Source organism: Amycolatopsis tolypomycina, assembly GCF_900105945.1.
In the GTDB taxonomy this organism is placed as follows: domain Bacteria; phylum Actinomycetota; class Actinomycetes; order Mycobacteriales; family Pseudonocardiaceae; genus Amycolatopsis; species Amycolatopsis tolypomycina.
This window is the reverse complement of record NZ_FNSO01000004.1, coordinates 7,175,173-7,201,071: the sequence shown is the minus strand read 5'-3', so window position 1 is coordinate 7,201,071 and position 25,899 is coordinate 7,175,173. Positions and strand designations below refer to the sequence as shown.

Annotated in this window: 20 protein-coding genes; 11 read left to right on the top strand and 9 right to left on the bottom strand. The window is 70.7% G+C overall.

Annotated features, from left to right (window positions below):
• Positions 1–37: 37 nt before the first annotated feature.
• The 9 genes from BLW76_RS42655 to BLW76_RS42615 all read right to left on the bottom strand — a co-directional run bounded on the left by BLW76_RS42655 (position 38) and on the right by BLW76_RS42615 (position 11,771).
• Entirely contained in the window at positions 38–976 is a 939-nt protein-coding gene (locus BLW76_RS42655; protein ID WP_091317918.1) for a C40 family peptidase, read from the bottom strand.
• On the bottom strand, positions 973–2,007 hold the full coding sequence (locus tag BLW76_RS42650) for a replication-relaxation family protein (RefSeq protein WP_091317917.1): 1,035 nt from the start codon (positions 2,005–2,007) through the stop codon (positions 973–975). Before BLW76_RS42650 ends, BLW76_RS42655 begins: the two co-directional genes overlap by 4 nt.
• A 16-nt stretch (positions 2,008–2,023) precedes the next feature.
• Positions 2,024–4,525 (bottom strand): DUF8128 domain-containing protein, encoded by a 2,502-nt coding sequence (locus tag BLW76_RS42645; RefSeq protein WP_244170579.1) that lies wholly within the window; start codon positions 4,523–4,525, stop codon positions 2,024–2,026.
• Positions 4,526–4,557: 32 nt separating this feature from the next.
• On the bottom strand, positions 4,558–5,358 hold the full coding sequence (locus BLW76_RS42640) for a GP88 family protein (RefSeq protein ID WP_091317916.1): 801 nt from the start codon (positions 5,356–5,358) through the stop codon (positions 4,558–4,560).
• Between the two features lie 26 nt (positions 5,359–5,384).
• Entirely contained in the window at positions 5,385–7,220 is a 1,836-nt protein-coding gene (locus tag BLW76_RS42635; protein WP_091317915.1) for a VirB4 family type IV secretion system protein, read from the bottom strand.
• Entirely contained in the window at positions 7,217–8,392 is a 1,176-nt protein-coding gene (locus tag BLW76_RS42630) for a PrgI family protein (RefSeq protein WP_091317914.1), read from the bottom strand. The genes BLW76_RS42635 and BLW76_RS42630 overlap by 4 nt, the downstream gene beginning before the upstream one ends.
• Positions 8,389–10,239, bottom strand: coding sequence for a TrbL/VirB6 family protein (locus BLW76_RS42625; protein ID WP_244170578.1), 1,851 nt, complete (start codon positions 10,237–10,239; stop codon positions 8,389–8,391). Before BLW76_RS42625 ends, BLW76_RS42630 begins: the two co-directional genes overlap by 4 nt.
• Positions 10,240–10,326: 87 nt before the next feature.
• Positions 10,327–10,644 (bottom strand): pilin, encoded by a 318-nt coding sequence (locus BLW76_RS42620; RefSeq protein WP_244170577.1) that lies wholly within the window; start codon positions 10,642–10,644, stop codon positions 10,327–10,329.
• A gap of 149 nt (positions 10,645–10,793) precedes the next feature.
• Complete coding sequence (locus tag BLW76_RS42615) at positions 10,794–11,771, bottom strand: hypothetical protein (RefSeq protein ID WP_091317912.1); 978 nt, start codon at positions 11,769–11,771, stop codon at positions 10,794–10,796.
• A gap of 336 nt (positions 11,772–12,107) precedes the next feature.
• Between BLW76_RS42615 and BLW76_RS49055 the strand changes: the two genes are divergently transcribed.
• The 11 genes from BLW76_RS49055 to BLW76_RS42565 all read left to right on the top strand — a co-directional run bounded on the left by BLW76_RS49055 (position 12,108) and on the right by BLW76_RS42565 (position 25,897).
• Positions 12,108–13,064 (top strand): hypothetical protein, encoded by a 957-nt coding sequence (locus BLW76_RS49055; protein WP_167384916.1) that lies wholly within the window; start codon positions 12,108–12,110, stop codon positions 13,062–13,064.
• Entirely contained in the window at positions 13,057–13,962 is a 906-nt protein-coding gene (locus BLW76_RS42610; RefSeq protein WP_167384915.1) for a DNA methyltransferase, read from the top strand. Before BLW76_RS49055 ends, BLW76_RS42610 begins: the two co-directional genes overlap by 8 nt.
• 38 nt (positions 13,963–14,000) lie before the next feature.
• Entirely contained in the window at positions 14,001–14,573 is a 573-nt protein-coding gene (locus BLW76_RS42605; protein ID WP_167384914.1) for a recombinase family protein, read from the top strand.
• The gene (locus BLW76_RS42600; RefSeq protein ID WP_244170576.1) at positions 14,570–15,100 is read left to right on the top strand and encodes an XF1762 family protein; all 531 of its coding nucleotides are present in this window, start codon (positions 14,570–14,572) and stop codon (positions 15,098–15,100) included. The genes BLW76_RS42605 and BLW76_RS42600 overlap by 4 nt, the downstream gene beginning before the upstream one ends.
• 124 nt (positions 15,101–15,224) lie before the next feature.
• Positions 15,225–17,420 carry a recombinase family protein gene (locus tag BLW76_RS42595; RefSeq protein WP_091317909.1) on the top strand — a complete coding sequence of 732 codons (2,196 nt, stop codon included), beginning with the start codon at positions 15,225–15,227 and terminating at the stop codon, positions 17,418–17,420.
• Positions 17,399–17,641, top strand: a complete 243-nt coding sequence (locus BLW76_RS49050; protein WP_167384571.1) for a hypothetical protein — start codon at positions 17,399–17,401, stop codon at positions 17,639–17,641. Before BLW76_RS42595 ends, BLW76_RS49050 begins: the two co-directional genes overlap by 22 nt.
• 117 nt (positions 17,642–17,758) lie before the next feature.
• Positions 17,759–18,139 carry a hypothetical protein gene (locus BLW76_RS42585; RefSeq protein WP_143060787.1) on the top strand — a complete coding sequence of 127 codons (381 nt, stop codon included), beginning with the start codon at positions 17,759–17,761 and terminating at the stop codon, positions 18,137–18,139.
• Positions 18,140–18,238: 99 nt separating this feature from the next.
• Positions 18,239–18,454 carry a heavy-metal-associated domain-containing protein gene (locus BLW76_RS42580; protein ID WP_091317906.1) on the top strand — a complete coding sequence of 72 codons (216 nt, stop codon included), beginning with the start codon at positions 18,239–18,241 and terminating at the stop codon, positions 18,452–18,454.
• 29 nt (positions 18,455–18,483) lie between these two features.
• Positions 18,484–19,401 (top strand): hypothetical protein, encoded by a 918-nt coding sequence (locus BLW76_RS42575; RefSeq protein WP_091317905.1) that lies wholly within the window; start codon positions 18,484–18,486, stop codon positions 19,399–19,401.
• 18 nt (positions 19,402–19,419) lie between these two features.
• A complete protein-coding gene (locus BLW76_RS42570) occupies positions 19,420–21,645 on the top strand; it encodes a heavy metal translocating P-type ATPase (RefSeq protein ID WP_091317904.1) in 2,226 nt (741 codons plus the stop codon).
• Between the two features lie 253 nt (positions 21,646–21,898).
• The gene (locus tag BLW76_RS42565) at positions 21,899–25,897 is read left to right on the top strand and encodes a hypothetical protein (RefSeq protein ID WP_091317903.1); all 3,999 of its coding nucleotides are present in this window, start codon (positions 21,899–21,901) and stop codon (positions 25,895–25,897) included.
• The last annotated feature ends 2 nt before the right edge of the window (positions 25,898–25,899 follow it).

Genomic DNA, 25,899 nt, shown 5'->3' with positions numbered 1-25,899 from the left:
CACACCGCGACCAATGTTGCATCAGATGCAATGAGTCCTACTTCGCAGGTCGCGAGGCGGCCAGGTAGTCGTCCCCGTTCCAGCGGTACGAGCTGACCTGGACTGGCTCGCCAAAGGTCGGGGCGTGCACCATCTTCCCTGCCCCGATGTACAGGCCGACGTGGTGCTCGTTGCCGCGGGTGCCGTAGAAGACCAGGTCGCCGGGGAGTAGCGGCTGGCCACCCGGCACCAGCGGGCCGGCGGCGTACTGGGTCCGGGCCGTGCGCGGCAGGGCGACGCCGGCAGCCGCGTAGGCCGCCTTCGTCAGGCCCGAGCAGTCGAAGCCGCTGTCGCCGTTCAACGGTCCGTTGCCGCCCCAGAGGTACGGCAGTCCGAGCTGGCCGCAGGCGAAGTTGATCGCCGTTGCGGTGGCGGCGTTCGGTGCCTGGATGTCGTCGCAACGGCCGGTGCCGACCGCGGCCTTGCTGTACCTCTCGGCTTGGTCGAGGACTTCGTCGACGTACCAGTCCGCGTGGTTGTAGGCGAACAGCGCCTTGCGGATGTCGCTGGGCGCGCCGGACTCACATAGGTAGTACGCCGCCGCGTAGATCGCGTCGTGCTTGTCCCATGGCGACGGCGGGGTCTTGCCGCCCGGCGGTAGTGGATGCCGGGCGACGACTCCGTCGAACGTGGACTGGAGGAACTGCATCGGCCCGCGGGCGCCGAACGAGTTCTCGGTTCCCTCCTCGATGCCGATCAGTTTGCTGCGGCCGTGGTCGCTCTCGACCTTGCCGATCGCCGCGAGGATCGACCAGTCCAGCCCGGGACACACGGCGGCTGCCGCTCGGTAGAGGGCGAGGTAGTCGCCGGGGATGTCAGCAATGGCGTCCTGGCTCGGCTCGGTGCCGCTGCTGCCGAACACGGCCTTCACGACGCCTTGCCCGATGCCGCCGATGAGGATGATGACGACCACGACCGCGGTGTAGGCGAACTTCATGGGCGCCTCCGGAAGCGGCTGGCCGGCGAGGCGGGCGGGAACGGATCCGGAGCGGTCAGGGCTGCTGGACCCTGCTGGGTCCGGACCGAGCTTGACGTCGGCACGTCGCCGGGCAGATCAGGTTGGGGCCAGAGCTGGGCGAGTTCGACGAGCCGCAACCGGCCGGGGTGAGGCGTTGCCGGCCCGGTGATCGGCAGCCATCGGGCAGCGGCGGGGTCGCTGGCCGCGTCCGCGGCGGTGGTGGCCAGCGGCACGAGTTTGGGCCGGTCGAGCTGGGATAGGAAGTCGGCGAGCGCTCGGCGGGCGGACGTCTCACGCCGATGGGTGGGCAGCCAGATGAGGACCGGAGTGGTGATGCCGGTCGCGGTGGCGAGCTTCTCGTAGCCGTAGAGCTTGCGGCTGAGCTTGCCGAGGTCTTCGGTGCCGAAGTCGAACTCGAGGAAGAACTCGAGCTGATGGTCGTCTTCGCGCCACCGGCCGTAGGCGTCAGGGCGCACCATGTCGCCGAACAGGCGTCCGCACCGGAGCTCGGACCACCACGCGGTCAGCGACCTTCGAGCCCCGGGACGTTGGCCCAGCGCGACCAGGGCGGTGAAGAAGCCGTTGACGCCGACCGTGTGGGCCAGACGCAGGGAGTGCGCGATCCCGATCGCGTCTTCGTGCCGGTAGCCGATCGACTTCGGATCGAGCCCGTCTTCGTAGGCGAGGGCGACCGCCCCGGCGATGTCGAGCACGTAGTGCATCGGGGCGGTGCCGATCGTGACGAACGGCTGGAACCGGTCGACAACCCGCCACTTGAACAGGTCGAGCAGCCGGTGGTTGGCCGCGCGCATGCTCGGATAGCAGAGCTCGACGATCTGCTGGGTCGTGAAGACCTTGTGCTCGTGCAGCATCCGGGCCAGCCACCGATCGCGGTAGGTCAGCCGCCCAACGAGCTGGGCGTGGTGTTCACCGGTGGTGGCCGCTCGCGGCGTGGGGCGCTGGGGCATGTGCCCGCGCAACGCCCGCTGAGGAGTGGGGTTCGAAATCATCGGAGTACCTCCGGTTTCAGGCGGCGCGGCGGGGATCGGCGGTGGGCGCTGCGGCTCCGGGCGTGATGCGCTCGACCTCGGCGACTGGTAGCCGGGCGTTGATCCGGGCTGCTTTGCGGATGGCCCTGGCGCGGCCGGGGACCGCGGGCGGCAGCTTTTCGGTCACCGCGGTGAACGGCGGTGCTTCCTCGCCGCCGAGGACCAGGCGGGCGGCGACGTGGAAGGCGCCCAGGTTGGACAGGTCGTGATCGCTCAGCCGCGGCATGGTGTGGCGTGCCAGCCGCTTCGCGTCCTCCGGGGAGGCGTTGAAGAAGATCTTCGACCGGGCGTTCGTGCTGATGCCCTCTTCGAGTTCCTTCGGGAGCTGGCCGAGGTACTGGTGGGCCAAGGTCATCGACAGCCGATATCCGCGAGCCTCGGCGAGCATGTCTTCCAGCGGGTACGCCAGGTTCAGGAAGTTGTGGCACTCGTCGACGTAGAGCCCGCAGTCGCGCCGCTGACGCTGCGGGACGCGGGCCCGGCGGGTGGCGGCTTGCCAGGTGCGGGCGACGACGATCGAGCCGACCAGCCGCGCCGTTTCCATTCCCAGCGCGTCGCGGGCGATGCGCACCAGGCAGATGCCGCCGGTGTTGAGCACCTCGTCCATGTCCACCGTGGACTTCCCGCCGGCGATCGCGGCGCGGACGAACGGGCGCAGCAGGAAGCCGCGGACCTTGTTCATCAACGGCGCGATGACCTGCGCCCGGCTCGCTTCGGACAGAGCGTCGTACCAGGACCAGAACCCGCGCAGCACGTCATCGTCGATCTGGTCGCAGGCCCGTTGCCGGAACGCCGGGACCGTGAGGAGCTTGGGCAGGTCGACCAGCGTCGGCGTTCCGGGCATCGCGGTCAGGGTGAGCAGGCCGGCGCGCAGGATGTCGTCGGTGCGCGGCCCCCACGAGGAGGCGTAGATGCGGGAGAAGATGCTGACGAGGTTGTCGACCGCGCGGGCCTTGTCCACGCCCTCCAGCGGGTTGAGCACTGGTGGCCGGCTGCGGGAGTCGGCGTCGAAGAGCACGACTTTCTCACCGAGCTCCTCGGGGATGCGCATCAGCAGGTCCGACACGAGGTCGCCCTTCGGGTCGACGACCACCACGCCGCGGCCGGCCTCGGCGTCGTTCAGGATCAGGCGGGCCATCAGCTCCGACTTGCCGGAGCCGGTCGCGCCGAGGATGTGCAGGTGATGACGCGCGTCGGCGACGTGCAGGCCGACCGGCCGGGAGTGCCCCGAGTCCGACAAGCCGAGCGGCTTGATCAAGTCGCCAGCCGTGGCGATGCCGGGCGGCGGCGGTACGGCCTTCGCGCCGGCGCGCTGGAGGCCGGGCGTGGCTTCGTCGATCGGCAGGTGCGCGAGCGCGGCCAGTTCCGGGATCGAGAGCAGGTCGCCGTTGTCGAAACGGCGTTCGGCCAGCACCTGGACTGGGGCCCGCCGGAGCCGGATCCGGCGGAAGTAGTTGTGCTCGGAGAAGGCGGCGAACGCCGAGGCGATCGCGTGGCCGCGTCCCCGCAGCACGTCCCGGACCGCTTGGACCTCGGCGGTCGTCGCGTGCTCGGGGACCGTGGTGGCGACCGCGTATCGGATGCAGGTCTCGAACTGGTTCTGCCGCAGCTTCTCCACGACGGCGCGGTCCTGCGCGGCAAACTCCAGGCTGGTTTGCCGATCGAGCCCTGGTGTCCGCGAACTGGACGACGGCTTTGCGGTCTTGCCCGGCGTCACGACGTCCAGCAGCCGCCCGGCCAGGTTGACCGAGCTGCTCGCGTGCACCCGCTTCGCCGCGCGCCGCGCCTTGGTCACGCGGTGCCCGGCGACGGGACGGGCGAGGATCTGCACGCAGGCCCGCTCGTGGGGGCCGAGCCCGACCGGGGCGCCGAGCAGGGCCCGGATCGGGTCGGCGGGGTGCTCGGTTCGGATCGGGAGTGCTTCCGAGCGAGCTAGCCGCAGCTCGCCGCCGACCGCTTCGATTCGCCGGTCCGCTGCGGAGGCGGTGGGGATCGGGGGCTTGGCCGGCGTCGTGCGGGTGTGCGCGCCGGGCCAAGCGGCCTCGATGGCGCGCTCGACCATCCCCGGCGGCACCAGGCCAGGCACCCACAAGCGGATCTGCACGCCGTCGTCGGTGAACGTCAACTCGAAAGCCAGGTGAGGTTGCCCGCCGAAGCGCCGCCGCCAGCCTGGTCGCAGCAGGCCGACCAGGTTGGACCACACGGTGATCGCGCCGGATGGGTCGACGGTCGGCGGCGCCAGCACGGTGACCAACCGGGCGTCGCTGACCAGGCTCTCGTGGAAGCGGCGGCGCCAGCGGCGTCGAGCGATCACTGCGGCGGTCGTCGCGACCCCCAGCACCGGCCCGGCGATCGGACCCCAGGTGAAGACGAGATCGCGAAGGTGCGCCAGCACGGCCTTGAACGCACCGAGCGGGTCGCGCAGGTAGTCGCCGGCAGGGGAGGCGAGAGAGGTGGACAGGGCGAACGGCCAGGACATCAAGACCTCCGAACGTGAGTTGGAGCGCTGGATCAGGCAGCTCGCGGCTCGCCGCCTCGCTCAGGCCGCGCCTCGGAACGGGTGTTGTCGACGACCAGCCGCAGGCGCGTGCGGCGAGCGGAACGTGCGGCGTCGACTTCGGCCTGCCATTCGGAGAACCGGCGGCCAGCCAGGCGCTTGAGGTAGCTCGGAATCCGGTTTGCCGGCACACCGACCAGCTGCGGGCCGAGGACCGCGAGGAGGTCGCTGGCTTCCTGCGACGCCCACCCCGCCTCGACGATCGCCGCTTCGTCCGGGAACACGTCGGCGACGCGGTCCACGGCCGGGTTCAGCGCGGCGTCCTGCTTGCCGCCGTACGAGTAGACCCACAAGAAGTTCGCCGGCGGATCAGGCTCGACGAGGGACCGGAACCGGGAAACCTCCTTGGTGTACGCGTAGAAGTTCGTGTCCGGGCGGGTCCTGCAGATGTCGAGCCAGGCCAGCAGGTAGTCGTCGGAGAAGAAGTCGCCGCTGTCGTGGATCCTGATCCAGCTACCGCGGAACCTCGCCGCGCCGAGTTCGTCGACCATCGCGGCTCGCCAGCCGGACAGGTCGTCGAGGACGTACATCAGGTTCGCCTGGTGCTTGGCGCGGACAACGGGCCACGTGTACGTGCCGTGCCGGGCGTAGCAGGCTTGCGCGCAGACCCCGGCGCTCGGGCATGTGTTGTAGGTGCGGCCATCGGCCAGTCGCCCGGCCCATGCCGGCAGCGACCAGTTCCAGACGCCGATCTGGCGCATCTCACTGTTCTGGGTCAGCAACCTGGCAGGACGGCGAGCAGCTGAAGCAGACATGGATATCTCCTCGGTGCATACGAATGTCAGGCGGCGTCGAGTTCGACGAAGGAGCTTTCGACTTCGGGCGAGGCGTCGGCGTACTCCGCGATCTCCGCGGGATTCGACGTCACGAGGTGGTGTTCGACAGGTGACGCGATGGACTGGAACGCCACGCGCTGAGTGCCGGTGCTGAGCAGTCCTTGGCCGCGGTCGGCGGACAGGAGGAACTGGCGTTCGCCCATGGACAGGTCGAAGGCGCGGGTGATCTCGTCGATCGCCTGCGAGGCCTGCCGGAGGAGGATCTGGGTGGCCGCGTTTGCGACGACCGCCTTGCCCAAGTCCGAGCCCAGGACGTCCGCGGTGTCCTGGGTGGCCACGGTCAGGCCGGCCCAGTGTTTCCGGCTGGCCTTGGCCATCCGGAACAGGAACTCCGCGCCCGCGGGCTCCTTCATGAGCAGCCAGGCTTCGTCGACCACGACCAGGCGCGGTTTGCGGATAGCCGGGTTGGAGACCTGCCGCCACACCGCGTCGAGGGTCAGCAGGGTGCCGATCGGCTTGAGCTCGTCGGCGAGGTCGCGCAGCGAGAACACCACCAGGTGACCTTGCGGGCGCGTCGTGGTCGGCCCGGAGAACAGGCCGGAGAACGCGCCCGTGATGTACGGGTGCAGCCGCGCCGCGAGTTCGGCTCCGGCTGGATCGCCGGTGTCGGAGAGGGCCTCGGCCAGGTCGGCCAGCAGCGGCGCAGGTCGGGTCCAGGTCCGCGGATCCGAGGTGATCCCGACGCGCTGGTAAGTCGCCGTGATCGCCCGGTCCAGCACGGCCCGTTCGGTCCCTGCGAGCTCGTTGCCGAGCAGAACCGAGATGACGGTGTGCAGGAACAGCGACCGGCGGATGAGCGCGTCTCGGGGAGCGGTGCGGCGCCCATCCGGGCGGGTGTGGATCGGCAGGTCGAGCGGGTTGAGGCGGACCTGCTCGGCGCCGAGGTGGACGTAGGTGCCACCGACCGCGGCGGCCAGACGGGCGTACTCGTCTTCCGGGTCGATGACGTGGATCTCGATGCCGCGGTACAGGCTGCGCAGGAGCTCCAGCTTCACCAGGTATGACTTGCCGGCGCCGGACCGGCCGAGGATCACGCTGTTGTGGTTGTCGAGGGCAAACCGGTCGTGGTGCACCAGGCCCTGGCTGCCGACGTTGAACCCGTAGAGCACCCCGCTCGGCGCACCGACCGAGGTCGGGTCCGGCGGCGGCAGGTCCGGCGAGGTGAACGGAAACGCCGCGGACAGCGCGCTGGTGTCGAAGGTGCGGCGCATGCCGACCAGGTCCAGGCCCATCGGCAGGCTGGTGATCCAGCCCTGCAGGCTCCGGTAGGTGGTGGGCTTACAGTCCAGCAGGAGCGAGGCCGCCAGCGACCGGATCGCGGCTACCTCGTCGCCGAGCGCCTCCTCAGTCGTGGCGTGCACGGTGAGGTAGAGCCCGAGCCGGTAGAGCTTTCCCTCGCCGCGGGCGACTCGCGCGGACAGGTCGTAGGCGTCCTCGGTGGCTGCTTCGACCTGGGGGTCGATCAGCCGTCCCTTGTCGCTGGTGTGCCGGCGGCCGGACTCCAGCTTCGACAGCTGCTTCTTCAGCCGGTTGGCCGCGGTGACGGGGTCGATCGGCTCGATGTGCAGCGAGACGTCGACTCGTCCGAGATAGGTCAGCAGGGGTTGCAGCCAGCCCGGGTGAACTTCGCGTGGGTAGCCGGTGACGGCGAATGACGCGACCCATTCGCCTCCGACTTCGAGCGCTCGAGGCAGCACGGAGATGGCGTCCGGGGTGAATGCGCCGGCCTGCCTGCCGGGTGCCTGCCTGCTTGCGGCGTCGCGGTGCCTGGTCTTCTTCATCGGCGGTCCCTCCTTGCGACGTCGTCGTAGTCGTCGGGGTCTTCGTCGTCCTCCCACCCGGGCTCGGCAGCGCCGAGCGCGTCTTCGGTGGCGAACGTGGTGCGGCCGAACGCGGTGTCGTTCCAGCTCTCGTCCGGGGCGGTGGTGATGACTTCGTCGGAACCGGCGAGATCGGAGTTCGGCGGGATCAAGCTGTCGGGGTTGCACGCTGCGGCGAGGACCGCGGTGGCCTGACCGGCGTCCAGCGGGGTGACTACGATCCCGGACGTTGAGAGCAGTTCCACCGCCTCGCCCAGCCGGCGCACCAAGCGCGCTTCGGCGGCGCGTCGGGCGGCGTCGTCGATCGATGCGGCCTGCTTCGCTGCCCTTCGTCGCGCTGACAACGCGGCCAGCGGCGAGGCGCCGCCCAGTCCGTCGGTTGGGCTGCTGGTTCGCAGTGGCTCTCGCACGATCAGCAGGACCTGGCGCCGCAGCAGGTCGGTGGCGCGGCCGAGCTGGTCGAGGTACTCGGCGTGCTCGCGTGCGGCCCGTTCCAACGCGGGGTGCGGCAGCCCGCCGGCCTGTTCGCGAAGTTCCGCGATCTGCCCCGACAGGTCCAGCCGTTCGGCTCGGACGAGCACCTGGACCGGCGCGGTCAGTGAGTGCAGGTATCGGCCGAATGAGGTGACGAGCGCCTCCTGTTCGGCAGGCGTGCGCAGCCCGAAGTTGATCGTGGAGCAGACCGCGACCGCGGCGGCGCCGTCCTTGCCGAGATCGATGACGCCGGTGTCGGTGATCCCTTCTGCGGGCAGTCGCAGCGCGGCCGGTGAGATTGCCGAGGCCGAAGAACTGGTTGTGCTCGCGGTCTGCTCAATCCACTCGGGTGCGGGCCGGACGCCTTCCGGCGCGGCAACTTGGTGCTGAGGGTTCATCCGCTGGCTCAGCGCCGCCAGCACGAGCCGGTCGAGGGAGATGCCGTCGCGCTGGCCTAACGCGAGGAACGCGGCGGTCACGCCGATCGGGATAGCGATGACCAGGAACACCGCCAGCGGGATGAACGCGCGGGTGACCGTGTACGTGCCGTACAGCACGATCCCGGTGACGGTCAGGATGAGCAGCTGTCGCGCGGTGAGCGGACCGATCACTCGGTCTTCGCGGTCGACGTCGGCGGGAATCCGGACGGGCTGGCTCAATTCGCCTCACCTCCTGGGGCTGGGTTCGGCGCGCGGAACGTCGGCGGCGGAACGGACTGGGTGCGCCGATGGGCATCACCGAGGCGGGGCTCCGGCGTCGCCTGCCGAAACGCCGGCGCGGCAGGTGCGGAGGCCGGTTTGGCCGGGAGTGGTTGTGGTGCGGGCGGCGTCGCCGGTCGGAACTGCAGTTGTGGCGGCACCGATGCCGTGCGGATCGGGCGAGCCGATGGCGATGTGGCGCCGCGTCGACGCGGGCCGCCGGCGGCTTGAAAATGCGGAGTTGCCGACCGTGGCCTTCGCTGTGGCGTGGGGGAGACAGGCGTCGGCGCGGAACTGAATTCGGGCATGGTCGGTCCCTGGTTCCCCGGGATCACGGCGGGGTCGTGGGTGCTGTCTTGGGGCGAGGGCTGCAGGAAATGCGGCGCCTGCGAGGGCAACGTCGGCCGCTGAGCTGCGCGGGCACGCTCGGCGTCGTGGGCCTCCTTGAGCCGCCGGTTCACCGCTTCGGGGTTGGGCGCAAAACGCGGCTGTGCCGGCCACGGTGGATCAGCCGCCGCGCCGCCGCCGCGACCGGCGTTCTTCGTCGCACCGGCGGCGCCGGCCTTGCCGAACGCACCGGTCTTGCCGGCGACCATGCCGAAGGTTTTCGCCGCGATGTACGCGCGAGCCAACCCGCCGAGGAAGGAACGGCCGGAGCCGACCTTGACGGCCTTCAGCATCCAGAACGGGATCTTGAACAGGACGAAGAACAGAGCGATCGCGGCGATCAGCGTGCCGAGCGCGGACAGCGTCGAGCCGAACAGGTGCACGCCGCCGGACAGGAACGTGCGTACCGCGGTGATCAGCACCAGCGCCTGGGCGAACTGAACCCCTGTCGTCACGGTGATCGCCTTCCACCACCAGTGCGCCAGCGGCTCGGTGTGGGGCAGCCCGTGGCACATCAGGAAGAACGGCGCGCTGATGATCAGGACGAGGGTGATGACGATCCGGACGACGTAGACGACCAGGAGGCCGAGGCCGAGGACCACCAGCACGAGCGCGACCAGGATGATGAACAGTCCGCCGGTTTGGATGCCTTGGACGGCCTCCTGCAAGGTGTTGCCCAGCGAGGGCGCGTTGACTCCGTCTCCGAGGACACCCAGGGTCAGGCCGTTGGCCAGCCGGATGAGCTTGTCGGCGAAGAAGAGCGAGAGCGCCGAGGCGATGAATGCGGTCGGGATGCGCGGCCCGATCTCCTTGATCGAGTAGCGCGTCTGGACGGTCTCGTGGCCCATCAGCAGGATGCCGCCGAGCAGGATGAGCAATCCGTAGGCGGCGACCACGATCTCCCAGGAGCTGTTCCACAGCTCGCCGATACCGGGCAGGTCGCTGATCGTCGGCGTGGATAGCGCGGTGTGGCCGATCAGCTCGAGGATCGGATCCAGCGCGTCGTCGACGACACTGCGGAACGCCGAGTTGATGGCCTCGGTGATGCACGCGCCGACGTCGGTGATGCCGCAGGCCGAGTCGCTGTCACCGCTGCCGGTGCCCGGCTGCTGCGGGTTCGTGCTCGGTGCCGGCGGAGTCGGCTGCGGAATGCAGTCCTCGCCCGTGCACGGCTTGCTCGGTGTCGTGGTCGGCGTCGGCGAGGTGCAGCCGAGCTGGCCGGGAAAACTGCACGTCGTGGGCGTGGGCAGCGCGGTCGGGGGAGGCAGCGGCGGGTCCGCCGGCGGCTGTCGTGGCGCCGTCGGCGAAGCCCACGCGTTGACGGCGAGGATGCCGGCCAGGAGCACTACGGTCAGCACCAGCAGCCAGCCCGCTCGCCGGCGCCGCCGTCGGATGGAGACCTGCCGGACGGGGGCGAGCATCGGTCGATCCACCGCTGCAGCGGTCTCGGGCTGGCTGCAGGACCGACGGTCCGGGCGAACGGTGGGCAGGGTGCTGACGGCCATCGGTCAGGCCCCCACGATCCCTTTGAGGATCTCCACGACCAGCGGCGCGAGCGCCGCCAGGCCGTAGCCCCACCCCGCGGATTTGAAGGCCGTCTTGGCCTTCTCGACCTCGCCGGGGTCGGCGCCGCCCATCACGTAGCGGACGCCGCCGATGGACAGGAACACCGTGGCCAGGCCGGCCAGGATGCCCATGATCCAGTTGCGGACGTTGTTCAGGACGTCGGTGACCGACCCGGCGAGGGCGACGACCATCGTGTCGGCGTGTCCGGCCGACGCCGAGGCCAGCAACGCGATGGCCGACAGCTCGACCACCAGCACCACGTGCGACCACCGCCGGTGGCGAGCCGGAATTGAGTCGCCTGGCTTAATGATCGGAGCATTGGACGGGGTCGGACTCGCATCGGCGGTCTGGTCCGGCGGCTGTGGGTCGCCGTCGAGACGAGCATTACGCGGCCCGCTCTCGGCATCGATCACGCGCATTGGGTCACCTCCGAAGTTCGGGATGAGCGCGGGTTCGTCCCGCAGCCCTGAACTCCGGAATCCGCGTCCGTTTTGGACATGCGGCGCCGAACTTTCCGCCCGGATTCGCCGTTGGCGTCGGACACGGAAGGTGACGAACACGGTGTCTCGTGAGCGGGTGTGACGGGGCGTGCCAGGGCCACCGCGGTGGCCACCTGGTCGATCAGCGGGTCGGCCGGATCGGCCGTGGCTGCGCCCTCGCGCAGGTATTCGGCAAGCCGGCGCTCGGCGCGCTTGCGCGTCTTGTAGGCGGCCCATTCACCGGCCTGGTGCTGCGCGGCCCATTCCGTCACCGGCATGTTCTCGAGCCGGGTTGCGCCGATGAGCGCTGCCTCAGTCCGGGTCAGGACTCCGTCCGCGACGGCGCGGGCAAGGACGAGATCCGGGTGTCCCCATGGCGCGTGCGGCGGGGTGGATCGGAAGCCCGGTGCGACCGGAGTCGGACCGGCCAACGCTTCGGTGAGCGCGTCGTAGCCGGCCCGGTAGGCGGCCCACCGCAGCCGCAGCATGATCCGCGGCGGCCGGAGGTCGATCGTCGACAACGCAGTCAGGAAGCCGCGCAACACCTCGGCGTGAACGTCGGCCGGATCGCCGGCGAACCGATGAGACAAGGTGGCCGCCGCCGACGTCAGCGCGGGCAGCGCCACACCCACCGCGGCGACCGTCCAGGTCGCTCCTTCGGTTCGCGAGCGCAACACCAGATGCGCCCACACCGCGTCGCGCGTCGCTTGCGGGCACCTGCGCGCCAGCAGGCGATCGCGGACCTCGTCGAGCGGGACATGCCGGTCCGGGAAGCCGGCGAAGAGCTGGCCGTTCAGCGACACCGGATGCGGTCCCGTCACCAGCCAGGTGAACGTGTTCCGGGCGATGTCCAGAGAGTTCAGGGTGGCCTCGTCGTGACGGCGACGAAAAGCGGATTGAGTTGCCATGTCGTGACTCCCGCGGCGTCGATGTGAACAACAACGACGTCATGAATCCACGACCGATACCAGGGAAATACCGTGCTATTGCTTGGAGTCGACTAGTGACTGCCTTTGCGCTGCTAGAGGCCTACTATTCGGCTCGGCGGTCGTCCGAACTGAAGATCGACTAGTTGAAATTGAAAATTATGACTGACCTGTGTTTGTAGTAGTTCTCTAGTAGGCGGCGCGGTGTCCTCGTTGAGGTGCCCGGCGATTTCTTGAAAGTGTGTCCAAAATCGGTCCTCCAGCCGGAGTTAAGGGGTGTCAGAACACGCAGCACCCTTCCGTCGGAGGAGATCCACGATGACCCCGGCATACGACAACGAACGTCCAGAGGATGGCTCGCCGAAGCACGCTCCCGCCGACCCGCCGACCGTCCCGATCCTGCTTCCGCAGCGTCGGCGAGCGCGGCGTCTGCGCACCGTGCGCCGTTCGCGAACGGTCCGGCCGAGCACCGTCTGGACGTGCGCGCAAGACGAGCTCCTCGGAGGCACCGGGCTGCTCGCGAGCTGGTTGCTGACTGCGGTCGTAAAGATCGTCACCGCCTACACTCAGCCGGGCCAGCGGGTGCTCTTGCTCGCGCCCGCGCCCTACCTCGGACCCTCCACTTCGTCTTCGCCAATCGGCGCTCGAAACCGGTCCCGGCCCGGTCCGTACGGCGGGCTGCACGAAGCCAGCTGGACCGTGGTCCGACTGGGCCGTCGCGTCCAAACCCAGACCGCTGTCGCGCCCCAGGAGCCGATTGGCGAACACCGCGGGCGGGCGTTGGCCAAGTCGGAGTCCGGACCCCGACCCGGCTCGGGCGGTCCGACCGGCGTCGGGGTCGGTGCACCGCCTGCGCGCGATCGGTCCGGGCTGGACACGACCGCGACCGTCGTCGGTCCGGAGCGCTACGACCTCATCATCACCGCGCCCGGACCGCGGCCCGGCGACTGGTTCCGACCGGCCGATTGGGCCGATGCGCTCAACCCGACCGGCATACTCGCCGTGATCACGCATGGTGATCGAGTGGAGGGTCGGCTCATCGATCCCGCAGGCTCGTTCGTGCGCGCCGCGCAGGACGCCGGCCTGCGTTATCTCGATCGCATCGCCCTGCTGCGCGCGCCGGTTCGTAACGGGGCGCTCGCTGCCGCGGCACCGCCCGCGCAGCCTGCTGTGCCGCCTGCGCGGCACGCCCGGGTGCACGACGACCTCTTGGTATTCGCCCGCAAGCCGGTCTCCAAGGCCACCGCGGCAGGGGAGAAGACCTCTGATGAATGACCAGCTGGAATCACTTGGATCGTCGGTCGCCGGGCTGCCTCTTTCGGTCTGGCCAACCGGGCAGCGGAGCCCGCTTGAACAGCTGCGCGACGCCGGGTGTGTGCCTGGCACCGAGATCGACGACGAGCGGATTCCTCCTGCAGTCGCCGCGCACGCGATCGCCGTCTACAGCCAACCCGGCGACCTCGTTCTCGATCCTGATTGCGGTGCGGGGACCGTACTGGCCGCGGCGCTGAGCGCCGGCCGGGACGCGCTTGGCTTGACCGGCCGCACCCGGTGGTGGTCCCTTGCCCGCGCCAACGTCACCGCTGCCAAGACTGCGGGCGCGTGGCGCGACGGCTCGGTCCTCGATGCCCGTCCGAAGGTCCTCGCGACCGCCCGAGCCGCTGGCTTGATCGGGCGAGTTGGACTCGTGCTAACCGCCCTGCGGACGGAGGCGGGGTCAGCGAACGGTCCAGACCGCGACCTTGTCGAGTCCGCGCTCGCTGGCGTCGCCGCGACGATGTTCTACGGCGAATCGCTGCTGCGCTCAGGCGGCCACTTCGTCATCGTCGCAAGACCGCGCCGACGTCCGGACGGCACGTTGGCCGACCTGGCCACCCCGCTCATCGCCGCCGCGGCCACGGCCGGGCTGGCGCCGGTCGAGCGGTGCGTGGCCCTGACCGCCGGACTGCGCGGCAGCCGGCTGGTCACCCGCGCCTCGCTCGCTGCCCGTCGGGCTTCTGCCCGAGCTCGTGCCGCCGGCCTGCCGACCGCACTGCCGACGCACCACGAGGTGCTCGTCTTTGGACTCGCCCACGACGTCGAGCTTGCCGCCGCGGCAGCAAGCGGCGGTCCGCGGCCGACTCGGCTCGCCGTCAACGGCCCCGTCCACGCAGGACGGAGGCGAGCTGCATGACGACTCGCTTATCCGTCGGCGAACGCACAGGCACACCAGTGGCCGAGACCCGTCCACAGCGCTGGTCCCGGCTGTGGGCAAACCTGTGGACAAAACGATCTGGCATCGCCAAAGAGGGCCGGGACGCGCTTGCCCTGCACCATGCCGAAACAACCCGTCGCGCCCGCGAGGCGATGATCGAAATCGCCCGCGCCGGCTTCCAGATCGGACCTCCGCCCTACGGCTACCGCGCGCTGCGCATCCGCGTCACCGATCCCAGCGGACGCAGCAAGCTGCGCGCGGTCCTGGTTCCTGACTGGCAGACCGCAGCGGTCGTGAAGCAGATCTTCGTGTGGCGAGCCGACGACGGCTTGACGTTCGCCGCCATCGCGGCACGCCTGAACGCCGACCTTCGCCAGTACCCGGCGCCCAGCGGGCGGTGGACGGCGAAAGCCGTCCGGCGGATCGTCACCAACGTCAAGTACACGGGGCGCCAGGTTTGGGCTCGCACTGCGGCCGGTCGTCCTGCTCCTGCCGAGCAGTGGGTGACCTCGGCGCCGAACGCGCACGAGCCGTTGATCGACGAGCGACGTTTCGAGCTCGCCCAGCTGCGGGCGGGGGTGGGGCTGTGAGCCTGACGATCGTGCCCGTCACCTTCCGCCGAGCGTGCCAGTTCATCGAAGCTCACCACCGCCACCACCGGCCGCCCCGTGGGATGAAGTTCGCGATCGGCGTGATTAGCGATGACGGACTGGTCGGCGTCGCCACGGCGGGGCGTCCTGTCGCGCGCCACCTCGACGACGGCGTCACGATCGAAGTCACGCGGACCTGCACCGTCGGCGAGCCGAACGCGAACTCGAAGCTGTACGGCGCCGCTTGGCGAGCGGCGCGAGCGATGGGCTACCGCCGTCTGATCACCTACACGCAAGAAGGCGAGAGCGGTGCCAGCCTCCGTGCGGCCGGCCTGCAGCCCGTCGCGGAGCTTCCGCCGCGGTCGGGATGGACGACCGCGGCCCGGCCACGGGAGTCGCACGGTGTCGATGGCGTCCGGCGAACTCGGTGGGAGATCTGCGCGAAGCCGCGGGAGCTCGTCGCCGTGCCAGGTGAACCGTCTTGTCGGACAGCTGTTTCAGCTGGTACAGCTGGCAAAAATCGATGAGCGGCGACGAGTCGTTCGTCGCGGCGGACGGAACTCACGTCGACTTCGAGGTCCGAGTCGTGACGGGTGCTGACGGCGAGCGCCTTGCGAGAGCGCAGGCGCACGCGATACGGGAGGTTCTGGCATGGCTCACGGCCCAGACGCAATCCGGGAATGGGCCGGACCGCGCCGCGTAGACCGCGTCAGCGCGTTCGTCGGGCAGTCGCCGACGGCGGTGCAGCTCGAGCCCGCCGTCATCCGAGTCGCCTTCCTCGGCCGGACGTCGACGTATGACCAGCAGGACCCGACGCTTTCGCTGCCACGCCAGTTCCGCAACTGTGTCGCGGCTCTGCCGGAGAACGCCACCCTCACCGCCTACTTCTACGACATCGAGTCGGGGCGGAAAGAAGCCGACGTGCGCAGCGGGAGCCGCGCGCACGAGATGTTCGACATCGACATCCCGCGCGACGGCGGTATCCAGGAACTGCTCGACGAGGCCGCGCGTCCGGGCCGCCGCTTCGACGTCGTCATCTGCGAGGACATCTCCCGGATCGCACGGCGGACGTACATCGGCACCCAGATCGAGCATCAGCTCGAACAACTCGGCGTCCCGCTGTTCGCGGTCGACGAAGGCGTGCGGATCAGCGAGCCGGGGAAGAGGACGAAGACCGCGACCCAGATCCTGACCCGGCGCGTCAAGCAAGGTGTCGCCGAGTGGTACGTCACCGAGATGCTCGAAAAGAGCTGGGACGGGTTCGAAACGCACACCGACCAGGGCTACAACGTCGGCAAGCCGTGCTACGGCTACCGAGCCGACCACATTAAGCACCCGGTGCCGGCCAAGCGTGCCAAGGGGATGAAGAAGACCAAGCTGAAGGTCCACGAGGTCGAGGGCGCAGTCGTGCGGAAGGTGTACGAGTGGCGCGTGTCGGAACGTCTCGGGTATCAGGCGATCGCCGACCGGCTCAACAAGGACCTGACGACCAACCCGCCGCCGGTCCCGGTGGATCCGACTCGCGCCGTCGGGGTCTGGACGTATTCGAGCGTGCGCGAGGTGCTCACCAACCCGAAGCACACCGGGCACATGGTGTGGAACCGGCGGGCCCGGAAGGGGAACGGCAAGAACAAGCTGAACCCGCCGACCGAGTGGGTGTGGTCGCCGAAGCCGTCGCACGAGGCACTTGTCGACTTGGAGACGTTCGTCCTCGCTCAGCAGGTCGCGCCGCAGCGCGAGCGCTCGCGGACGTCGCCCGGCAAGAGCAGGGACCCGCAGGCGAAGGTGGTTTATCCGCTCCGCAGCTTCGTCTACTGCGAGCTGTGCGGCCGCCGGATGTGCGGCAACAAGCCGACGGCGCTTCGCTACTACGCGTGCGCGCCGAAGCGCGCATGGCGGCCAGAGGGGCATCCGACGATCTGCCGCGTCCGGGAGGACTCGCTGCTCGAAGCGCTCGAATCCTTCCTGGACTCGCGGCTCTTCGGGGCTTACCGGCAGGACCTCCTGGATCGGAACCTGAAGGACCTCGACCACGCCGGCCGCCGAAACCGAGTCGACCGCATCCGCGCGCTGGAGCGCGCGCTCGCCGACAACGCGACGAAGAGCAAGAACCTCCTCCGGACCCTGGAAGTCGCTGACGACGTCAGCAAGGAGATGGTGCGGGACATCAACGAGCGTCGTGCCGAGCTCAAGGTCGAGAAGGCGAGCCTCGAAGCCCAGCTCGAAGAGGCCGAGGAGACAGCTCGCCAGGCACCCAACGCCGACCTGCTGCACGAGCTGCCGCTCGGCGCCGTGCGGTTGGACGGCCTGCCTGATGAGCTGTCTCGGCAGCTGTTCGAGGCTCTTCGCTTGGAGATCCGCTACGACCACGCGACCCAGAAGGCAACGTGCCGGGTCACCCTCGTCGGCGAGAGCCTGGCCGCGGTCACGCAGGTGCTCAACCGCTCGAACGTCGTCCCGCTGCCGGTCGAGATCGCAGACAGTTCCGCCACATCGAAGGAGGGCCAGCAGATGGCCAGCTCAAGCACGTCTTCTTCGATGATGGTTTGCGTGGCATCCCGTCGGGGGCACCACCTGGGAAGAGGACGACAGTGGTGCGCATCGGGATCACCGGCCACACGAACCTCACCGACGCCACTGCCGAACTCGTGGCGGCAGAGCTGCGGGAGATTCTCTCCGGCCAGCCCGACCGCCTCGTCGGTGTCACCTGCCTCGCGCGGGGTGCCGATCAGGTTTTCGCCCGGGTCGTGCTGGAGCTCGGCGGTGCGCTCGAGGTCGTGCTGCCGGCCGCGGACTACCGTGAGCGCAAGGTCGAGCCCGGCAACGTGGCCGACTTCGACAGCCTGATCGCCGTCGCGAGCGTTCGCACCATGCCTTTTGCCGAGTCGAACGGCGATGCCTACATGGCCGCCAGTGAGCATCTTCTGTCCATAGTGGACAAGGTGGTTGCCGTCTGGGACGGCGGGCCGTCCGGTGGGCATGGTGGCACCGCGGATGTCGTCGGTGCGGCGAGGGCGCGGGGGCTGGACGTCACGGTCGTCTGGCCGGAGCGTGCTGCCCGGAGCTGAAAGCCGTGTCAAGGCGTTTCACGTATGCCTGAAACCGTTGTCGTGGCGGATTTCGGCTTGGAACCATGGCTGGGCCCTGTTGTCCGGGTGGGGCGGGCTTGAGAATTGGGGAACAAAATGTCTTTGCGCACGAAGGTTTCGGCTGCCGTGGTCGGGGCGGCGACGATCGGCGGGATGTTGGTTGCCGCGCCGGGGGCGTTCGCCGACGAATGCTGGAAGCAGCCGAACGAGACCCGGATCTGTACCGCGTATCCCGGTAGTGGTGGGGAGCTCCGCCTCTACACCTACCCGCCGGCGAGTGCCGGTGCCGACTACAAGATGCAGGGTACGGACAGCCTGGGCCGGCCCGTCCACCTCGACCGCGCCAAGGCGGGTGGCTGGGACGGTCCGCTCGGCGGCGGCAACGGCAGCACCGCCATCCTGAGCCGGCAGGGCACGGCCTGGCGGGCCTGCGTGAACGTGGGCAACAACCAGTACCACTGCACCGTCTGGGCCTGATCGCCCGCTTTTCCTCGAGGGCTGTCTCCGCGATGCGGGGGCAGCCCTCTTTTCGTACCCCGGGTTGATACCGCTACCCCCTAGGGGTATGTTGAAGGCATGAACGGACGAACCCAGCGCACCTACAGCGTCACCGGCATGACCTGCTCGCACTGCGTTGCCTCGGTCAGCGAGGAGGTCGGTGCCATCGACGGCGTCAGCGACGTCGTGGTCGACCTGCCCTCCGGAGCCGTCACCGTCACCAGTGCCGAGCCCATCGACGAGACGCGTGTCCGCGCCGCCGTCGAAGAGGCTGGTTACCAGCTCGCCGGCTGATCGCCGGCCTCGATCCAGGGATGCCGACCATGAAAACCCCTGCCCGCCTTGCCCTGTTCGGTGGCGCTCTCGCGCTGCTCGCCGCCGGTGGCTTCGCCGTCGGCAAGACCGCCGGCCCGGAAGCCGCCGCCAGTGAAACCGCTGCCGGTGAAACCGCCGGCGGCATGCCCGGCCACGCCGAGATGGCCGCCGTGGACGCGCTGCCCGGCGGGCTTGCCGCCAGCAAGGACGGCTACACCTTCACCGGTCCCACCACGGAAGCCGGGCGGTTCTCGTTCACCATCACCGGCCCGGACGGCAAGCCCGTCACCGCGTTCGACGTCGAGCACGAGAAGAAGCTGCACCTCATCGTCGTCCGCCGGGACACGTCGGGCTTCCGGCACGTCCACCCCGAACTGGCGCCGGACGGCACCTGGAGCGTCCCGCTCACCCTGCCCGCCGCCGGGGCCTACCGCGCCTTCGCCGACTTCGCGCCGACCGGCGGAACGCCGATGACCCTCGGCGTCGACTTCTCCGTCGCCGGGAACTACCAGCCCGCCACCTACGCGCCCAGCCGCACCGCGAACGTCGACGGCTACACCGTCGAACTCGACGGCGACCTGGTCGCGGGGAAGACGTCGCCGCTGGCGCTGAAAGTCAGCCGGGGCGGTGTTCCGGTCACCGACCTGCAGCCCTACCTCGGCGCCTACGGGCACCTGGTGGCCCTGCGCGGCGGCGACCTCGCCTACCTGCACGTCCACCCCGAGGGCGCACCCGGTGACGGCAAGACCGCCGCCGGGCCGGAGATCAAGTTCGCCGCCGAGGTGCCCAGCGCCGGGACCTACCGGCTGTTCCTCGACTTCCGGCACGGCGGGGTCGTGCGGACCGCCGAGTTCACCGTGCCGACCGCCGGGACCCCGGCAGCGCCGGAGCCCAAGCCCGAGCCCGCCGACGGCCACGGCCACTGACCGCGGAAGGAGACGATCATGCCGAACACCAGCGACACGGTGACCGAGATCGAACTCGCGATCGGTGGCATGACCTGCGCGTCCTGCGCCAACCGCATCGAGCGCAAGCTGAACAAGCTCGACGGCGTCACCGCGTCGGTCAACTACGCCACGGAAAAGGCGCGGGTGCAGGCCCCCGAGGGCGTCGACCCGGCCACCCTGGTGGCGACGGTCGAGGCCGCCGGGTACCTCGCCGCGTTGCCCGAACGGGAGGAGCCCGAACAAGAAGCCGCGGATCCGTTGCGGCAGCGGCTGATCACCAGCGCGGCACTCGCCGTGCCCGTGATCCTGCTCGCGATGGTTCCCGCGCTGCAGTTCACGTACTGGCAGTGGATTTCACTGACGCTGGCCGCGCCGGTGGTCACCTGGGGCGCGTGGCCGTTCCACCGGGCGGCCTGGACGAACCTGCGCCACGGCGCCGCGACCATGGACACGCTGGTGTCGATGGGAGTGCTGGCCGCGTTCGCGTGGTCGGTGTGGGCGCTGCTGTTCGGCACGGCCGGGACGCCGGGGATGGTGCACCCGTTCGAGCTGACCATCGCGCCGTCCGACGGGGCGGGCAACATCTACCTCGAGGTCGCCGCCGGCGTCACCACGTTCATCCTGGCCGGCCGGTACTTCGAGGCGCGGTCCAAGCGCCGTGCGGGTGCCGCGTTGCGGGCCCTGCTGGAGCTCGGGGCGAAGGAAGTCGCCGTGCTGCGCGACGGCGCCGAAGTCCGCATCCCGACGGCGGAGCTCAAGGTCGGCGACCGGTTCGTCGTGCGACCGGGCGAGAAGATCGCCACCGACGGCGTGGTCGAGGACGGCAAGTCCGCCGTCGACGCGTCGATGCTCACCGGCGAGTCGGTGCCGGTCGAGGTCGGCGAAGGCGACGCGGTGACCGGGGCGACGGTCAACGCCGGTGGGCGGCTGGTCGTGCGGGCCACCCGGGTCGGGGCGGACACGCAGCTGGCGCAGATGGCCAAGCTCGTCGAGGACGCCCAGAGCGGCAAGGCCGACGTGCAACGGCTGGCCGACCGCGTGTCCGGGGTGTTCGTGCCGATCGTGATCGGCCTGGCCGTGGCCACGCTCGGCTTCTGGCTGGGCAGCGGGGTCGGCACGGCGGCGGCGTTCACCGCCGCGGTCGCGGTGCTGATCATCGCCTGCCCGTGCGCGCTCGGCTTGGCGACGCCGACGGCGCTGCTCGTCGGGACCGGCCGCGGCGCCCAGCTCGGGGTGCTGATCAAGGGCCCGGAGGTCCTGGAGTCCACCCGCCGCGTCGACACCGTCGTGCTCGACAAGACCGGCACCGTCACTGCCGGGCGGATGACGCTGGTGGGCGTCCACACGGGCGAGAGCGTCGACGAGAGCGAGCTGCTGCGGCTGGCCGGTGCGCTGGAGGACGCGTCCGAGCACCCGATCGCCACCGCGATCGCCCGCGGTGCCCGGGAACGTGTCGAGCTGCCCGCGGTCGAGGACTTCACGAACGTGGAAGGCCTCGGCGTGCAAGGGATCGTCGACGGGCACGCGGTTCTGGTCGGCCGGACGGCGTTGCTGGCGGACTGGAGCCAGCCGCTGACCGACGACCTCGCCGCGGCCAAGGCCGAAGCCGAAGAGCGCGGCCACACCGCGGTCGCGGTGGCGTGGGACGGCGCGGCCCGCGGCGTCCTGGTCGTCGCCGACGTCGTCAAGCCCACCTCGAAGGAGGCGATCGCCCAGCTGCGCGAACTCGGGCTGACCCCGGTGCTGCTGACCGGCGACAACTCGGCCGTCGCGCGCGCGGTGGCGGCGGAGGTGGGGATCGACGAGGTGATCGCGGAGGTGCTGCCCGCGGACAAGCTCGACGTCGTCAAGCGGCTGCAGGACGAGGGCAAGGTCGTCGCGATGGTCGGTGACGGCGTGAACGACGCCCCCGCTTTGGCACAGGCCGACCTCGGGCTGGCGATGGGCACCGGCACGGACGTCGCGATCGAGGCCAGTGACATCACGCTGGTCCGGGGTGACCTGCGGGCGGTGGCCGACGCGATCCGGCTGTCCCGGCGGACACTGCGGACGATCAAGGGCAACCTGTTCTGGGCGTTCGCCTACAACCTCGCCGCGCTGCCGCTGGCGGCGGCCGGCTTGCTGAACCCGATGATCGCGGGCGCGGCGATGGCGTTCAGCTCGGTGTTCGTCGTCGGCAACAGCCTGCGGCTGCGGAGCTTCGGCAAGGCCGGTGCCCACTGAACACTGTCCGGCATGGACAATTTTTCACTGTCCTCTGTAGAGAGTTGGGCCGAACGGCTTCCGGACCGCCGGGCGACGTGCGTCGTCCGGCGTAATCCTGGTTCAGGTATTGCCGCTTTGTGCCGTTGATCGCTAGTGTCCCCGATCAATCCGGATCGGACGTGGTGTCCGGTTCGTCCTTGGGGGGAACGCCATGACGAGAGCTGCCCTTTTTCGCGCGCGCAAAAAGAGAAGCGGGCTGGCCGCTCTGGCCATGACGTTGACGGCCCTGTGCGTGGCGTCGGAGTCGAACGCCGCATCGATGGCGAGCAGCCCCGCGGCGGCCGCGCAGCAGGCGGACACCCCCGGGTTGCGCTCGCCGCTGGGCACCCAGGCGAGGACCGACCGGTGCCGCGTCGGGCGGGTGATGCACGCCGGCGGCCCGCAGTTCAAGGCCGCCGCGGGTGCGGCGCTGGCCGGATCGGACGCCGATCTCCGCTCGGCGGCCTACGGCCTGGAGTTCGAGCTCGGCACGATCGGTGACGCCTACCGCCGGGACGGCGAGGCCATCGTCGCGGAGAACGAGGCGTCGGCCAACCAGCACGCGGCGTGGGAAGCGGTGCTGAAGCCCTATTCGGGCGCCCTCATCCCCCGGTTCGAGGCGGACCTCCTCGACTACAAGAACAAGCGCCAGACCATGGCCGACGCCGCCGTCCACGCCGACCTCGTGGCGAGGGCGGCCCAGCCGGCGGTCGACGCGGCGACGGTGGTCCTCAACCGGAAGAAGGAAGCAGGCGACCCGGCCGTCTTCTACTTCGGCGACATGGTGGTCAACGGCCGGTCCGCCGACGACATCCGGCAGTTCCTCCAGTACGGCGGCTTCGCCACGACCGCCCCGGTGCCCGCGTCCGCGGAGTTCCGGCTGGAGGTCGAGGCGCTCAAGATCCGGTACGCCGGCTGCGACAGCGAAAACCCGGCGGACCCGAACCAGGTGCTCGGCGCCGTCGTCACGGCCGCCGACACCGAGTGGAACGCCGAGCTCGCCGCGCAGGCACCGCAGCGGGCCGCCCTGGTCACGGCCGAGCTGCAGGCGTCGAAGGACCTCGAGTCGGCCACGAACGCGATGATCGAGGCCGTCGGCCAGGCCGCGGTCGTGAGCAAGCTGCTGGACTGGCAGCGGAGCTGGCCGGCGCCGACCGACCCGCGCTACCCCTCGCAGGCACTGCGCACCCGGGCGGCCAACGACATGGCGACCGCCAAGAGCCGGGTCGCCGCACAGGTTTCGGTGGCGCAGCGGGCGGCGGACTCGGCGAAGGCACAGTCGGACACCGCCCTCGCCGCACAGGCCCAGGCGGCGGCCATCGCGGCCGCCAACGGCACGCCGTACGGCCGGGGCCTGGCTTACGCGCAGCAGTCCGCCCAGGTCGCCGCGGCCTCCGCGGCCGCCGCGCAGGCGTCGGCCTCGGCGGTGCAGACGGCGTTCAACGCCAGCAAGGCCGCGGCCAGTGACGCCGCCGCGTTGTGGGCCAGCGCCTCCGCGCAGGCGCACGCCACCCAGGCGGCGTTCCGGCAGGCCGCCGCGAAGCAGGCCGCCGACCAGGCGCACGCGGCGGCCGCGGCCGCCGCCACCCAGGCCGCGCAGGCCGCCGCCGCGGCGGCCCGGGCGCACCAGGACCGGGAGACGGCCGAGCGCGCGCAGCAGACGGCCCAGGTCGCCGCGGGTGACGCGCACACCCAGCGCGGGATCGCGGAAGCCGAGCGGGCCAGGGCCGGCGCGGCCAAGACGGAGGCCGAGAACCAGCGCGCCACCGCGCGTCAGGCCGAGGCGGACGCACAGGCGCAGGCCCAGACGGCGGCCGCCAGGCGGGCCGACGCCGAAGCGGCCGCCGGTACCGCGGCGCAGAAGCGCCAGGCCGCGGAGAACGCCGAATCCCGGGCCACGCTCGCGCGCAACAACGCGGTGGCCGCGGCCTACGCGCGGGACGCCGCGCAGTCACGCGCGGCCGCGTGCGAGGCGTGGGCCGCGGCGGCCGAAGGCACCGACGCCGCGGAGGGCGCGCGGACCGCCGCCACCCAGGCCAGGTCGGCCGCGGACCAGGCGGCCGGCGCGGCGGCGAGCGCGCAGTCCGCCGCGGACCGGGCCGGTGCCGCGGCGGTGGCGGCGCGGGCCGCGGCCACGGAAGCCGACGGGGCGGCGTCACGGGCCGAGGCGGCCGCGGATTCCGCCACGTCGTCGGCCACCACCAGCCGGGCCGCCATGATGGCCGCGCACGCCGCGGCGGCCGACGCGATCGTGGCCGCGGACCAGGCCGCGCGCAACGTCGAGGCGGCCAAGGCCGAAGCGGCCAAGGCCGATGCCGCGTCGGCGCAGGCCAAGGCCGACGCCGCCACCGCACGCACCGAAGCCGACCAGGCCACGGCGGACGCGGCCACGACGGCCGGGCACGCCTTCGCCGCGGCCGAGGCGGCCGCCGCCGCACGCGACTCCGCGGCCGCGACCGCGACGGCGTCCAACGCCTCGATCCGGCTGGGCAGCCCGTTCCAGCTGACCGACTCCTCCGCCGGCATGGCGGTGCTCGTCGGCCAGACCGCGGAAACCCTTGCGCAGCAACAAGCCAATGCGGCCAAGGCACGTTCGGACGAAGCCGCCCGCGCGGCCCGTGCCGCCGCCGAAGCCGCCCGGAACGCCGACGTGTCGGCCAAGGCGGCGGCGCAGTCCGCGGCCACGGCCGCCGCCGACTCCGAATCGGCGCTGCGGTCGGTCGCGGCCGCCCAGGCGTCCGCCGCCGCCGCGGCCGCGGACGCCCAGGCGACGCAGCGAGCCGCCGACGCCACCAAGGCGATCGACCAGCAGGCCCAGGACGACGCCTTCTGGGCCGGGGTGGCCGCGCGGGACGCCCGTGCCGACGCGGTCGAGGCGGCGAGCGCCGCGACCGAGGCCGAGAAGGACGCGGTTTCGGCCCGCAAGGCCGCCGACGCCGCCGCGGCCGACGCCGATGCCGCGAAGAGCGCCGCGGACCAGGCCGAGCGGGACGCGGCCGCCGCCGAGGCGGCCGCCGCCAACGCCCGGAACCTCGCGCAGGAGGCCGAAGACGCGGCCAAGCGTGCCGAGCAGGAGCAGCGGAACCGGGACGAGACCGCCGCGCTCGGCGAGGCCGGTCCGGGCGGGATCGACGGCGCCAACATCCGGGTCGACCTCAGCGGGCTGTCCCGGACGTCCTACGAGCAGCTCGACCGGTGCGAGATGAACCTGAGCGATCCGAACGCGTCGTGTGACGTGCGGATGCGGGTGCACTTCTCCGGGGTCGTCTTCTACTGGGCGGTCACCTGCAAGCTGCCCGGCGTCGCGGTGCGGGACTGCGCGGGCAACGTCGACGAGGACCAGATCGACCGCCAGGAGATCGCGGACTTCCCGGTCGAGCGCACGATCCACATCACCCGCGCGGACGTCGCCAGGTACCTGTTGAGCAGCGCCAAGGAGTTCATCGAGAACTTCATCCCCAACCTGGTCTTCCAGATCCTGTCCGACATGCGGGACTGCGGCAACCTCAAGGTGTCCGGCTGCTTGTGGACGGCGTCGCTGTTCGTCGGGGTCGAGGAACTCCGGGCGGCCGCGCAGACCATCCGCGAGCTCCGGATGGCGATCGCCGCGGGCCGGGACGTCAAGCCCGCCCTCGCCGCTCTCCAGTCGGCCCACCTCGCCCCCGAGGTGAAGGCGGTGCTGACGGAGGAAGCGGAAATCCTGGCGGCGGCGGCATCCGGCTGCGTGGTGGGCGGCGCCGCCCCCAACGGGGTGTCGGCTTTCGCGCAGGCCGCCGCTGGTCGTGACAACTGCGAACGCGCCTTGAAGCAGGCGCTGCGGACGAGCGACGACGCGAAGGCCGGGAAGGTCAACGAGGCCAAGGAGATTCCGGCCAGGGCGAACCAGAAACCCCGTCAGGGGTACCACGGCCGGCTGCCCCGCACGGTCGAGACCGACATCCTGGCCAATCCGGACGCGATCTACCTTTCCGAGGGCAAGCTGGGGTATTTCGTGTTCCGGAAGGGCTCGGACATCGTGGTCACGATCGGGGTGGGTTCCGAACGCGGTCGGGTGTTCACCAGCTACGGGCCGTCCGGGCCGCGGGGCAAGAGCGGGGCGGAGATCTTCGGCGGGGATCCGTCGGACCCGGGCCTGCCGATCACCCATGAAATGATCGTCGGGGGCCAGGTCCGCGACACCAACGGCGGTTTCCTGCCCGCCGCCAAGACGATGTACGAAAGAGGGAAGTGACC